This is a genomic window from Sphingobium sp. 15-1, assembly GCF_013375535.1.
GTDB lineage: Bacteria > Pseudomonadota > Alphaproteobacteria > Sphingomonadales > Sphingomonadaceae > Sphingobium > Sphingobium aromaticivastans.
Genome location: NZ_JABXJG010000002.1, coordinates 430,714 through 443,444, shown reverse-complemented (window position 1 = coordinate 443,444; position 12,731 = coordinate 430,714). Strand labels below are relative to the sequence as shown.

The following is a 12,731-nucleotide window of genomic DNA, read 5'->3' as shown; positions in this document are numbered from 1 at the left end:
GGCAAAGCGCTATGATGGTAACAATTGATACCACAGGAGTCGCGCCGAAATGGGAGAGAGCAAGCCACCCGAAGCCACCATGCTGGCAGGCTTCGGCAATCATTTCGCGACGGAGGCGGCGCCCGGCGCCCTGCCCGTGGGCCGCAACTCCCCGCAACACGCCCCCTATGGCCTTTACGCCGAACAATTGTCCGGCACCGCCTTCACCGCGCCCCGTGCGGAAAACCGGCGAAGCTGGCTCTACCGCTTGCGCCCCGCGGCCAATCACCCACCCTACCGGCCTTATGCCTATGACACCCTGTTGCGCAGCGGCCCGTTCGACGAAGTCCCCCCGACGCCCAACCGCCTGCGCTGGGATCCGATGTCGATCCCCGAACGGCCGGTGGATTTTCTCGACGGGCTGATCAGCTATTGCGGCGCAGGCGACCCGGCGGCGGGCGACGGCCTGGCCGTCCATCTCTACGCCGCCAATCGCCCGATGGAAAAGCGCGCCTTTTATAATGCCGATGGCGAGATGCTGATCGTGCCGCAACAAGGCAGGCTGCGCCTCACCACCGAAATGGGCATGATGGACGTCGCGCCGGAACAGATCGTCCTGATCCCCCGCGGCGTGCGTTTCAAGGTGGACCTGCCCGACGGAACGGCGCGGGGTTATGTCTGCGAAAATTACGGGGCTCTCTTCCGCCTTCCCGACCTCGGCCCCATCGGCGCCAACGGCCTCGCCAACGCCCGCGATTTCGAAACCCCTGCCGCCTGGTTCGAGGATGACGACACCCCCCACGAAATCGTCCAGAAATTCGCCGGCCGGCTATGGATAACGACGCAGGATCATTCCCCCTTCGACGTGGCGGCCTGGCACGGCAATCTCGCCCCCTGCCGCTACGATCTGCGCCGGTTCAACACGATGAACACGGTCAGCTACGACCATCCCGATCCGTCGATCTTCACTGTGCTGACCTCCCCCAGCGACCAGGCGGGGACCGCCAATTGCGACTTCGTGATCTTCCCGCCGCGCTGGATGGTGGCGGAGGATACATTCCGCCCGCCATGGTTTCACCGCAATGTGATGAGCGAGTTCATGGGACTGATCCACGGCGTCTATGATGCCAAGGCAGGCGGCTTCGCGCCGGGCGGCGCCTCACTGCACAATTGCATGGCGGGCCACGGCCCGGACAAGGCCAGCTATGAAGGCGCGCTGGCCGCCGAGTTGAAACCGCACCGGATTGCCGACACCATGGCCTTCATGTTCGAAAGCCGCTTCGCCTTCCGTCCGACCCGCTTCGCGATGGAAACGCCGCTTGGCCAGTTGGATTATGACGATTGCTGGTCGGGCTTCACCAAGGCGCAACTGCCGCAAGGGGATAAGGCATGAGCTTCCCGCAGATCGACGAAACCCATGATCCCGCCCGGTCGAGCTGGGTCGAGGGAGCCGATGGCCATCCCGACTTCCCGATCCAGAATCTGCCCTACGGCATTTTCTCGTCCCCCGGCGGGGCGGAGCGGGCGGGCGTGGCGATAGGGAACCGGATATTCGACCTGCGCGCCGCAGCCGAGGCAGGCCTGCTGCCCTCCGCGGCCGCCGCTGTCCTGGACGGAACGACCCTTAATGCCCTGATGGCGCTCCCAGCGGCGGACCGGCTGGCGCTGCGCCGCTGGCTAAGCGCTCTCTTCAGCGATGAAGGGCAACGGCAGGCGGTCGAACCTCTGCTGCACCCGGCGGCGGATTGCGCGCTGCATTTGCCCGCCGCGATAGGCGATTATACCGACTTCTATGTCGGCATTCACCACGCCACCAATATCGGCAAGCTGTTCCGCCCCGACAATCCATTACTGCCCAATTATAAATATGTCCCCATCGGCTATCATGGACGGGCATCCTCCATCCGGCCGTCAGGCGTGCCCGTGATCCGCCCCCAGGGCCAGCGTAAGGCCCCGGACGCCGACGCCCCGATAGTGGGGCCGAGCCAACGACTGGATTATGAGCTGGAACTGGGCATCTGGATCGGCGCGGGCAATGCGCTGGGCGAGCGCGTGCCGATTGCCGAAGCGGCGAACCATATAGCGGGCTTCTGCCTGCTCAACGACTGGTCGGCGCGGGACTTGCAAGCCTGGGAATATGTGCCCCTGGGCCCGTTCCTCGCCAAGAATTTCCAGTCCACCATCTCCCCCTGGGTGGTGACGGCGGAGGCCATGGCCCCCTTCCGCATCGCCCAGCCTCCAAGGCCGCAGGGCGACCCGCAACCCTTGCCCTATTTGTGGGACGAACAGGATCAAGGCCATGGCGCCCTGTCCATCGATCTGGAGGTCCATCTGTCGAGCGCAAGCATGCGGGCGCAGGGCCTCGCGCCGATGCGCCTCTCAAACGGCCCCGCTTCCTTCATGTACTGGACCGCGCAGCAGATCGTCGCTCATCATGCGTCCAATGGCTGCAACCTCAATCCCGGCGACCTGCTGGGGACGGGCACGCTGTCCGGTCCGACGCCCGACAGTTTCGGTAGCCTCATGGAACTGACCGAGGGCGGCAAGACGAAGATCGCCCTGCCGACCGGCGAGGAACGCGCCTTTCTGGAGGATGGCGACGAATTGGCGCTGAAGGCGGTGGCGCGGGCGGACGGCTATGTGCCCATCGGCTTCGGGGAATGCCGCGCCCTGATCGAGCCGGCGCGATGAGCGCGCTGACGCTCCACGGCTATTGGCGCTCGACCAGCTCCTATCGCGTGCGGATCGCGCTGAACCTGAAGGGCGTGGCCTATGATCAGGTGACGCACGACCTGCGCACCGGCGCCCAGCGGGAGCCAAACTACCGCGCCCTGGCGCCGCAGGGGCTGGTTCCCGCCGTGGAGACGGGGGATTTTGCGTTCACGCAAAGCCCCGCAATATTGGAGTGGATCGAGGAACGCTGGCCGCAACCGCCCTTGCTGCCGCCCGATGCGGAGGGGCGGGCGATGGTGCGCTCCATGGCGGCGCTGATCGGCTGCGACATCCATCCGCTGAACAATCTGCGCGTGTTGCAGGCGCTGAAATCCGATTTCGGCGCAGATCAGCCCGCGCTCGACACATGGATCGCCCGTTGGATCACGGACGGCTTCGCCGCGCTGGAGACATTGGTGACGCGCCATGGCCAGGGCTTCGCCTTTGGCGACCGGCCGGGGCTGGCAGACTGCTATCTCGTGCCGCAACTCTATTCGGCGGAGCGCTTCTATGTCGACCTTTCGCCCTTCCCCGCCCTCGTGGCGGCGGGAGAAAAAGCGCGGGCGCTGGACACCTTCGCAATGGCCCATCCGTCCGTCCAGCCCGACGCCGACCCATGAGCGAGGATGAACGGCTGACCGCGACCCCGCCGGGCGTCGCCTTGGCTCCGCTGGGCAGCATAGCGGAGGGCAAGGCGCGCAATTTCGTAATCCAGATGCGCAAGGGCCGCTTCCACGGTTTCGTCCTGCGCATCGGGGATGAAGTCCGCGGCTATGTCGACCGCTGCCCCCATATGGGCCTGCCCCTGGCGCAGAAGCTGGACGATTATCTGACGCCCGACGGCACCCTGATCGCCTGTAGCTGGCACGGCGCCCTGTTCGCGCCGTCCGACGGCGCCTGTCTGGGCGGCCCTTGCGCCGGGGCAGCGCTGACCCCTTGGCCGGTGACGATCGAAGACGGAATGATCGTAACGGCAGTTTGATAGACAATCTCTATCAAACATGATCGTCTTCGATTTGACGACACCCCCGCCAAGGCGCAGCATAGCGCGTAGGAAAGGGCGGAAAAGATGCAGCAGGAAGACGCGACACGGCTGATAGAGGATTGGACCGAGGCCCATGGCCGCACCCGCGACCGGCTGCTGCCGCTGCTGCACATGCTGCAGGAAGAGATAGGCTTTATCGATGATGCAGCCATCCCCGCCATCGCCACCGCCCTCAATCTAAGTCGCGCAGACGTTTATGGAGTCGTGACCTTCTACCATGATTTCCGCCGTATTCCCGCCGGACGGCATGTCGTAAAACTCTGCCGGGCCGAAAGCTGCCAGGCCCGCGGCGCCGCGGCAATCGAGAAGGTTGCAACCGAGCGACTGGGCGTCCCGATGGGCGAAACCCGCCCGGACGGCCAGGTGACGCTGGAGCCCGTCTATTGCTTGGGCCTTTGTGCCGTCGGTCCCAACGCCTTGGTCGACGGAAGGCCGGTCGCCCGGATCGACGCGGCGGCCTTGGATCGGATCGCGCAGGAGATAGCGGCATGACACGAGTCTATGTCAGCCGGGACATGGCGTCGGTCGCCCTGGGCGCGGACGAGCTTGCCCGCGCTTTCGAAGCCGCAGGATGCGAGGTGGTGCGCACCGGTAGCCGGGGGCTCTTTTCCATCGAGCCTTTGGTCGAGGTCGAAAGCGAGGGGAAGCGGATTGGCTTCGGGCCGGTCGGACCGGCGGACGTCGCGGCCGTGCTGGACGGCAGCCATGAAGCGCGGCTGGGTGACGTGGCGGCCTTGCCCTTCTTCGCAGGACAGCAGCGATTCACCTTCGCGCGCTGTGGGATCATCGACCCGCTCAGCCTGGAGGACTATGCCGGACAGGGCGGCTGGCGCGGGCTGGACGCGGCGCGGGCGATGACGCCCCAGGCGGTTGTGGATGCGGTCAAGGCGTCCGGCCTGCGTGGGCGGGGCGGGGCGGGCTTCCCGACTGGGGTCAAATGGCAGACCGTGCTGGACGCGGCCTCCGACGCGAAGTTCATCGTCTGCAATGCCGATGAGGGCGACAGCGGCACCTTTGCCGACCGGATGTTGATGGAAGGCGATCCCTTCTGCTTGATCGAAGGCATGGCGATTGCCGGGCATGCCGTGGGAGCGAACCACGGCTATGTCTATATCCGAAGCGAATATCCCTTCGCCATCGCCGCCATGCAGGAGGCGATCACATTGTCCGCCGGGCGGATCGCGCCCTTCACGCTGGAAGTGCGCGTCGGCGCGGGCGCCTATGTCTGCGGCGAGGAAACCGCGCTGCTCGACAGTATCGAAGGCAAGCGGGGACAGGTCAGGGCGAAGCCGCCGCTCCCGGCGCTGGCTGGGCTGTTCGGACAGCCGACGGTCATCAACAATGTGCTGAGCCTGGCGGCGGTGCCCTTCATATTGGCGGAAGGGGCGGAGGCTTATGCGGCGGTCGGCTTCGGCAGGTCTCGCGGAACCATGCCGGTGCAGCTTGCGGGCAATGTGAAGCATGGTGGCCTCTATGAGATCGGCTTCGGCATCACGCTGGGCGAACTGGTGAACGACATCGGCGGCGGTACCGCGAGCGGGCGGCCAGTGCGGGCAGTGCAGGTTGGCGGGCCCTTGGGCGCTTATTTTCCACCCAGCATGTTCGATCTGCCCTTCGATTATGAGGCTTTCGCGCAGGCGGGGGGGCTGATCGGCCATGCCGGGATCACCGTGTTCGACGACAGCGTCGACATGGCGCATATGGCCCGCTTCGCGATGGAATTCTGCGCGGTCGAAAGCTGCGGCAAATGCACGCCCTGCCGGATCGGGTCGACGAGGGGCGTCGAGGTGATGGACCGGATCATCGCGGCGCGGGATAGCGCGACCGTCGTTCAGGCCGGGCGCAATTGGGAGGGGTATCTCCAGAAGGCGCTCAATTCCCGCACGCCCGACCGGATCGATACCGGGCTGGAAGCGCAGACGGCGTTGCTGCGCGACCTTTGCGATACGATGAAATATGGCTCGCTCTGCGCGCTGGGCGGTTTCACGCCCTATCCGGTGCTGAGCGCGCTCGATCATTTTCCCGAGGATTTCGGTGCCAAGTCGCCGGTGAAGGAAGCAGCGGAATGAGCTACACACGCGAAACCGACCATGGAACGCCGCCCGCCATCGCGACGGGCAAGAGCGTGACCCTCACCATCGACGGCGATACCGTGACGATGCCGGAAGGCACGTCGATCATGCGGGCGGCGTCGCTGACCGGCTGTTCGATCCCCAAGCTGTGCGCGACCGACAATGTCGAAAGCTTCGGCTCCTGCCGCCTCTGCCTGGTCGAAGTGGAAGGACGCAATGGCTATCCCGCCTCCTGCACCACGCCGATTGCCGAGGGCATGGTGGTGCGGACCCAGAGCGAGCGGCTGAAGCAGTTGCGGCGCGGGGTGATGGAGCTGTACATCTCGGACCATCCGCTCGACTGCCTGACCTGCCCGGCCAATGGCGATTGCGAATTGCAGGAACAGGCGGGCGCCGTGGGCCTGCGGGACGTCCGCTACGGCTATGACGGCGCGACCAATATGGGGCAGGCGAAGGACCAGTCGAACCCCTATTTCGACTTCGATCCCAGCAAATGCATCGTCTGCTCCCGCTGCGTGCGCGCCTGCGACGAGGTGCAGGGCACGTTCGCCCTGACCATCGAAGGGCGGGGCTTCGATTCCAAGGTGTCGCCATCGCAGGGGCAGGATTTCCTCTCGTCTGAATGCGTGTCCTGCGGCGCTTGCGTGCAGGCTTGCCCGACCGCGACCCTGACCGAGAAGAAGGTAGTGGAGGTCGGCACGCCCGACCGGGCGGTCGTCACCACCTGTGCCTATTGCGGCGTCGGCTGCACCTTCCGCGCCGAGATGCGGGGCGAGGAGCTGGTGCGCATGGTGCCGTGGAAGGACGGTAAGGCCAATCGCGGGCATAGCTGCGTCAAGGGGCGCTTCGCCTGGGGCTACGCCCAGCATCGCGACCGCATCCTGAAGCCGATGATCCGCGCTTCGGTGGACGAACCCTGGCGCGAAGTGTCGTGGGAGGAGGCCATCGCCCATACCGCCAGCGAGTTCCGGCGCATCCAGGCGAAATATGGCACGCGCAGCATCGGCGGCATCACCTCCAGCCGCTGCACCAATGAGGAGACCTTCCTTGTCCAGAAGCTGATCCGCCAGGGTTTCGGCAACAATAATGTCGATACCTGCGCGCGGGTCTGCCATTCCCCCACCGGTTATGGGCTGAAGACGACCTTCGGAACCTCGGCGGGCACGCAGGATTTCGACAGCGTGATGCAGGCCGACGTCATCCTGGTCATCGGCGCCAATCCGACCGACGGCCATCCGGTCTTCGCTAGCCGGATGAAGAAGCGTTTGCGCCAGGGCGCAAAGCTGATCGTCATCGATCCCCGGCGGATCGATCTGGTGAAGTCGCCCCATGTGGAGGCTTCCCATCATCTGCCGCTCCGGCCCGGCACCAATGTCGCCATGCTGACGGCGCTGGCGCATGTGATTGTGACCGAGAAGCTCTATGATGAAGCCTTCATCCGTGATCGTTGCGATTGGGATGAATTTGCCGAATGGGCCGATTTCGTCTCCGAACCGCAGCGGTCGCCCGAAGCTGTCGAGCCGCTCACCGGCGTCAAGGCGGAAGAGGTGCGCGCAGCGGCGCGGCTCTTTGCGACCGGCGGCAATGGCGCGATCTATTACGGACTGGGCGTGACCGAGCATAGCCAGGGGTCGTCCACCGTCATGGCCATCGCCAATCTCGCCATGGCGACCGGCAATGTCGGGCGCGAGGGCGTGGGCGTGAATCCGCTGCGCGGGCAGAATAATGTGCAGGGCGCCTGCGACATGGGCAGCTTCCCGCATGAATTTTCAGGCTATCGCCATGTCTCCGACGATGCGGTGCGCGGCGAGTTCGAGCAGGCCTGGGGCGTGACGCTGGATGCCGAGCCGGGCCTGCGCATCCCCAATATGCTCGACGCGGCGACGGACGGGACGTTCAAGGGCATCTTCATCCAGGGCGAAGATATTCTTCAATCCGATCCCAACACCCATCATGTCGCGGCGGGCCTTGCGGCGATGGAATGCGTCGTCGTGCAGGATCTGTTCCTCAACGAGACGGCCAATTACGCCCATGTCTTCCTGCCGGGATCGACCTTCCTGGAGAAGGACGGCACCTTCACCAACGCCGAACGCCGCATCCAGCGCGTGCGCAAGGTGATGGCGCCGCTGAACGGCTATGCCGATTGGGAAATCGTCCAGTTGGTCGCGCAGGCCATGGGGCTGGGCTGGTCCTATGCCCATCCGTCCGAGATCATGGACGAGATCGCCGCGCTGACCCCGACTTTCGCGGGCGTGCATTATGATCGGCTGGAAGCGGAAGGATCGCTGCAATGGCCCGCCAATGAGGCGGCGCCTGACGGCACGCCGACCATGCATATCGGCGGCTTCGTGCGGGGGAAGGGCAAGTTCGTCGTCACCGACTATGTGCCGACCGATGAGAAGACCGGACCGCGCTTCCCGCTGCTGCTGACCACCGGGCGCATCCTTAGCCAATATAATGTCGGCGCGCAGACGCGGCGCACGGCGAACGAGGCGTGGCATCCTGAAGACCGGCTGGAAATCCACCCCGCCGATGCAGAGAATCGCGGGATCAGCGACGGCGACTGGGTGTCGCTCAAGAGCCGCGCCGGGGAAACCAGCCTGCGCGCCCTGATCACCGAGCGGGTGGCGCCGGGCGTGGTCTACACCACCTTCCACCATCCCGACACGCAGGCCAATGTCATCACCACCGACTATTCCGACTGGGCCACCAACTGCCCGGAATATAAGGTGACGGCAGTCCAGGTCATGCGCTCCAACGGGCCGAGCGACTGGCAGCGCGACTATGCCAGCCAAGCGCAGCACAGCAGGCGCATTGCGCCGCTCGAAGCGGCCGAATAGGATCGGGCGCATGAGCGATGAAAATGAGGTCATGTCGACCGAGGACCGCCTGATCTACATGGCGAACCAGATTGCCCGCAATGTCGCGGCGCTGGGCGAGGAGGAGGCCGTGGCGACAGTGGCGGACCATATCCGCGCCTTTTGGGACCCGGCGATGAAGCAGCGCATTGGCGCGCTGGCGGCAGCGCGGCCCGAGGCGCTCTCCCCCATTGCGGCCGCCGCCGTGGGGCGGATCGTGGCGCCTTGAACGACATATTGGAGGATCGGGCTGCCGCCTTCACGCAGGTGACCCCGGAAGGCCGCGCAACGGCGGTGACGCGGGAACTGGCCGAGGAAGTGCCCGTCGCGATCGAATTTAACGGCATCGGTTATGCCGTGTTGATGGCGACTCCGGCGGACGTGGCGGACCTGGTGTTGGGCTTCGCCCTGGCGGAGCGCCTGATCGGGCGGGAGGATGCGCCGTTCGAAGTCGATGCTCATGCGACGGAGCAGGGGATCGTCGCCAGAGCGACCTTGCCGGAGGAGCGGACGGAGGCTTTGCTCAGCCGTGTGCGGCATCGCGCTTCGGAATCCTCCTGCGGCATTTGCGGCATCGAAAATCTGGAACAGGCGATCCGGCCTTTGCCGACCGTCACTGCTCCCTCGCTGGCCGACAAGGGCGCGATCTTTCGGGCGCTGGCCGATTTGGGACGGCATCAGCCGCTCAATGCGCGGACCGGCGCGGCCCATGTGGCGGCGCTGGTGGCGGCGGACGGGACGATCCGCCTGGCGCGGGAGGATGTCGGACGGCATAATGCGTTCGACAAGCTGATCGGCGCGATGCGGCGGCGTGGATGGCAATGGGACGGCGGCTTCGCGCTGCTCTCCTCGCGCTGTTCCTACGAACTGGTGGAAAAGGCGGTGCTGGCGGATTGCCCCCTGCTGGTGACGATTTCCGCGCCGACGCGGCTGGCGGCCGAGCGGGCGGCGAAGGCGGGGCTGCCTCTGGCGGTGCTGGCGCGCGGGGACGCGATCCTGCTGAGCGGGTGAGGGTCTGTGCCGGGGGCGCTATTGAAGTGATTATTTCGCGACCCTCCGTCATGCTGAAACAAGTTCTGCATGACGCGGATTGGGAGCAGCATCCCTATCATCAGTCAGATCGGTCGGGATCATAGCGGCTGTCAAGGTCGGCGGCGCGGTTGCGGTCCGCTTCCGCCTTCCGGGTTTCCCCGCGCTGCCGCAGCAGCAGGCTGCGATGATAATAGCCCCGCGCCGCATAAGGCGCATAGCGGACGGCCTTGTCGAAATCCTCCAGCGCCCGGTCGCTGTCGCCCTGAGCCTGATAGGCAAGTCCGCGGTTGAGATAGGCCGGGGAGGATTTCGGCGCGACGGCGATCATCTTGTCGAAGGCGGCGATGGCATGGCGCCAATCGCCTTGCCACGCCCGCGTCAGGCCCTCGGCCATATGCGCGCCGACAAGACCCTTTTCTCCTTTGGCGCCGGGGTCGACCTGCCGCTTGCAGGGGTTGAGGTCTTGCTGCGGGTCCAGCACGGTGCAGGCGTTCCAGTCGCCCCGTCCGCGCAGCAAACTCGGATCGGCGCGGACGCTGGTGACGACGATGTCCCTGGCATCCTCGCGGTCGGCTGCCATGCGAGCGCGCTTTGCCGAAACCTCCGCATTGGCCATGGCTGCGGCGGGCGGGGGAGGGGGAGGAGCAGCAGCGGCGGGTGCGGCGGGCGGTGCAGGCGGCATGGCTCCATAAGCCTGCACGGCGGACGCTTGCTCTTGCGGTTGAGCCGCTTTTTCCTGAACCGGTGCAGGGGCGGGCGCGGCCTGCACCGTGGCCGGCTCTTTCGGCACGTCAGCGGGCGGTTCTGCGCGCAGCGGCGGCGGCGATGGCGCGGCCGCGATGTCGGCAGCCGGTTGCGGTTCCTGAGGTCGCTCAGCGACCCGGGGGGCAGGGGTGTCCCGTCGCGGCATGTTCACCCATGCGATCGGCAGGACGACAAGCGCCAGCAGCGACAAGGCCAGCGCGCTTCCCAGGTAGGGCCGATCCACCAGAAGCCGCCAGCGCGCACGCTTGCCGGACCCGACAGGCGATGAGGCTGGCTCGGTTCCATCGAACCGCCGCAACGCCGCCTCGATCGCCGCCTCGCGCCGCGCGGGGGCAGGGGGCGGCGGATCGGGCAGCGAGAGGGGATTATTCTGCTCGCCGGCCATTCACGGCTCCCTGTCATCCAGGAACGGGCTTTGCGTCGGTTCGAAAGGGGCGGGAGGGCGCATTGGCTGATCTTATGCGGCAAAGCGGTGCGGCGCGAAAGGGGGCCGGTGCTTCCTGACCGGCCCCCTGTGGCTGATCCCGGTCAAAGCGGCTGCATGGCGGCGGATGTTTTGGCGGCGCGGACCAACTGGATGAATTCGCCGCGATAGCCGAACGGATCGGCCCCCCGCGCCGCCGTGGCGATGCGCAGCACATCGTCATAGCTCAGCGACCCGCCATATCGCCCGCCGCGCAGCAATTCGGCAAAGGCCGCCACGCCGGTCGCGAAGCGGGCGTCGAGCGGCGCATTTTCGAAGCGGGCAACTTCCAAGGCCCGGTCGATCGGGGTGGCGATCAACTGGCTCCGGTCCGACTTGGGCGCCTTGTAGCGGATTTTGACGAAGCCATATTCGCTTGCGCCAGCGACCGGCGCCTTGGCCGAGGGGGCATAGCGCAGATCGGGAACGGCGCGGGGCCCGCCCACCGGCACGATTTCATAGAGCGCCGTCACGGTCTGGCCCGATCCGACATCGCCCGCATCGACCCGGTCATTGTCGAAATCCTCCCGGTTCAGCATCCGCGTTTCATAGCCGATCAGCCGATATTCCGCGACGGTGGCGGGGTTGAACTCGACCTGTATCTTCACATCCTTGGCGATGGGGAAGAGGGTGGAGCCGGCCTCCTCCACCAGCGTCTTGCGGGCTTCGCTCAGCGTATCGATATAGGCTGCCGCGCCATTGCCGTTCTGCGCCAGCGCCTGCATCAGCGCGTCATTATAATTGCCCATGCCAAAGCCGAGGACGGACAGGAAAATCCCCTTGTTCCGTTCGCGCTCGACAAAGCCTTTCAGCTCATCGACATTGGTGATGCCGATGTTGAAGTCCCCGTCCGTGGCCAGCATCACCCGGTTGACGCCCGTCGGGTCCAGATTGGCGGCGGCCAACGCATAGGCCTGGCGAACGCCCTCCGCCCCTGCCGTGCCCCCGCCCGCGCCAAGGCGGTTGATGACCTCCAATATTCTGTGCTTCTGGCTGACCGGCGTGGGTTCCAGCGCTGTCCCGGCGCTGCCCGCATAGGTGACGATGGCGACATGGTCATTGGGGTCGAGCTGGCCGACCAGCATGGACAGCGATTGCTTCACCAGCGGCAGCTTGTTGGGCTCGTTCATGGAACCGGAAGTGTCGATCAGGAACACCAGATTGGCGCGTGGCCGCACGGCGCGCTGTACCGCATAGCCGCGAATGCCGATGCGGACCAGCTTGCGCCCGGCCGTCCAGGGGCTGGGGAAGACGGCGACATTGGTCGTAAAGGGCTGGGCGATGCTGCGCGGCGCGGCATAATCATAGGGAAAATAGTTGATCATCTCCTCCGGCCGCACGGCGGCGGGCTGCGGCAGGACATTCTGGTTGAGCGACGCGCGCACGAAGGAATAGGAGGCGGTATCCACATCGATGGAGAAGGTCGAAACCGGCTGTTCCCGGACGATCTGGAAGCGGTTCTCCTCCTTGTTTGCGAATGTGTCGCGGCCGACGTCATGATAGGCTGGCGGCCATGGCCTGCGCTCCGGCATGGCGAGCATCGGCGCTGCCGGGGGCGGAGGGGCATAAGCGGGTTCGGCCCGCACCACGCCATTGGCCTTGCGGACCTGATAGGCGTCGGCGCTGTCGGCCCGCTGGGAGGTGACGACGATGTCCTCCGCGGTGGCAGGGACGTTCGGCGCCGCCATTTGGCGCGCATCCTGCGCAGCGCAGGAAACCAGGCCCAGGCTCATCAAGCCGATGAAAGGAAGGAAGCGAGACATGAGATTCTCCCGTGATGGAGACGGCGCAAATCATCCGTCATT

At 65.8% G+C, this 12,731-nt stretch carries 11 protein-coding genes; 9 read left to right on the top strand and 2 right to left on the bottom strand.

The window, feature by feature from the left end; translation table 11 throughout:
- The first annotated feature begins 49 nt into the window (after window positions 1-49).
- The 9 genes from hmgA to fdhD all read left to right on the top strand — a co-directional run bounded on the left by hmgA (window position 50) and on the right by fdhD (window position 9,677).
- Window positions 50-1,372, top strand: coding sequence for a homogentisate 1,2-dioxygenase (gene hmgA / locus HUK72_RS18265; RefSeq protein ID WP_218036171.1), 1,323 nt, complete (start codon window positions 50-52; stop codon window positions 1,370-1,372).
- Window positions 1,369-2,670, top strand: a complete 1,302-nt coding sequence (fahA, locus tag HUK72_RS18260; RefSeq protein ID WP_176598214.1) for a fumarylacetoacetase — start codon at window positions 1,369-1,371, stop codon at window positions 2,668-2,670. Before hmgA ends, fahA begins: the two co-directional genes overlap by 4 nt.
- Window positions 2,667-3,311 (top strand): maleylacetoacetate isomerase, encoded by a 645-nt coding sequence (maiA, locus tag HUK72_RS18255; protein WP_176598213.1) that lies wholly within the window; start codon window positions 2,667-2,669, stop codon window positions 3,309-3,311. The genes fahA and maiA overlap by 4 nt, the downstream gene beginning before the upstream one ends.
- Window positions 3,308-3,673, top strand: coding sequence for a Rieske (2Fe-2S) protein (locus HUK72_RS18250; RefSeq protein WP_176598212.1), 366 nt, complete (start codon window positions 3,308-3,310; stop codon window positions 3,671-3,673). The genes maiA and HUK72_RS18250 overlap by 4 nt, the downstream gene beginning before the upstream one ends.
- Before the next feature lie 87 nt (window positions 3,674-3,760).
- Window positions 3,761-4,228 (top strand): formate dehydrogenase subunit gamma, encoded by a 468-nt coding sequence (locus HUK72_RS18245; RefSeq protein ID WP_176598211.1) that lies wholly within the window; start codon window positions 3,761-3,763, stop codon window positions 4,226-4,228.
- Window positions 4,225-5,805: an NADH-quinone oxidoreductase subunit NuoF gene (locus HUK72_RS18240; RefSeq protein ID WP_176598210.1), complete on the top strand. Its 1,581-nt coding sequence runs from the start codon at window positions 4,225-4,227 to the stop codon at window positions 5,803-5,805. The genes HUK72_RS18245 and HUK72_RS18240 overlap by 4 nt, the downstream gene beginning before the upstream one ends.
- The gene (gene fdhF / locus HUK72_RS18235; RefSeq protein ID WP_176598209.1) at window positions 5,802-8,648 is read left to right on the top strand and encodes a formate dehydrogenase subunit alpha; all 2,847 of its coding nucleotides are present in this window, start codon (window positions 5,802-5,804) and stop codon (window positions 8,646-8,648) included. Before HUK72_RS18240 ends, fdhF begins: the two co-directional genes overlap by 4 nt.
- A gap of 10 nt (window positions 8,649-8,658) precedes the next feature.
- A complete protein-coding gene (locus tag HUK72_RS18230) occupies window positions 8,659-8,895 on the top strand; it encodes a formate dehydrogenase subunit delta (protein ID WP_176598208.1) in 237 nt (78 codons plus the stop codon).
- Window positions 8,892-9,677: a formate dehydrogenase accessory sulfurtransferase FdhD gene (fdhD, locus tag HUK72_RS18225; protein ID WP_176598207.1), complete on the top strand. Its 786-nt coding sequence runs from the start codon at window positions 8,892-8,894 to the stop codon at window positions 9,675-9,677. Before HUK72_RS18230 ends, fdhD begins: the two co-directional genes overlap by 4 nt.
- 100 nt (window positions 9,678-9,777) lie before the next feature.
- On the opposite strand, the gene HUK72_RS18220 is transcribed toward fdhD, so the two are convergent.
- Window positions 9,778-10,848, bottom strand: coding sequence for a tetratricopeptide repeat protein (locus HUK72_RS18220; RefSeq protein ID WP_176598206.1), 1,071 nt, complete (start codon window positions 10,846-10,848; stop codon window positions 9,778-9,780).
- A 143-nt stretch (window positions 10,849-10,991) separates the two neighbouring features.
- Window positions 10,992-12,689: a VWA domain-containing protein gene (locus HUK72_RS18215; RefSeq protein WP_176598205.1), complete on the bottom strand. Its 1,698-nt coding sequence runs from the start codon at window positions 12,687-12,689 to the stop codon at window positions 10,992-10,994.
- Window positions 12,690-12,731: the final 42 nt, after the last annotated feature.

Excerpts from the sequence above, each read along its gene's own strand:
- hmgA (WP_218036171.1), top strand. The coding sequence starts at position 50 with ATGGGAGAGAGCAAGCCACCCGAAGCCACCATGCTGGCAGGCTTCGGC.
- fahA (WP_176598214.1), top strand. The coding sequence starts at position 1,369 with ATGAGCTTCCCGCAGATCGACGAAACCCATGATCCCGCCCGGTCGAGC.
- maiA (WP_176598213.1), top strand. The coding sequence starts at position 2,667 with ATGAGCGCGCTGACGCTCCACGGCTATTGGCGCTCGACCAGCTCCTAT.
- HUK72_RS18250 (WP_176598212.1), top strand. The coding sequence starts at position 3,308 with ATGAGCGAGGATGAACGGCTGACCGCGACCCCGCCGGGCGTCGCCTTG.
- HUK72_RS18245 (WP_176598211.1), top strand. The coding sequence starts at position 3,761 with ATGCAGCAGGAAGACGCGACACGGCTGATAGAGGATTGGACCGAGGCC.
- HUK72_RS18240 (WP_176598210.1), top strand. The coding sequence starts at position 4,225 with ATGACACGAGTCTATGTCAGCCGGGACATGGCGTCGGTCGCCCTGGGC.
- fdhF (WP_176598209.1), top strand. The coding sequence starts at position 5,802 with ATGAGCTACACACGCGAAACCGACCATGGAACGCCGCCCGCCATCGCG.
- HUK72_RS18230 (WP_176598208.1), top strand. The coding sequence starts at position 8,659 with ATGAGCGATGAAAATGAGGTCATGTCGACCGAGGACCGCCTGATCTAC.
- HUK72_RS18220 (WP_176598206.1), bottom strand. The coding sequence starts at position 10,848 with ATGGCCGGCGAGCAGAATAATCCCCTCTCGCTGCCCGATCCGCCGCCC.
- HUK72_RS18215 (WP_176598205.1), bottom strand. The coding sequence starts at position 12,689 with ATGTCTCGCTTCCTTCCTTTCATCGGCTTGATGAGCCTGGGCCTGGTT.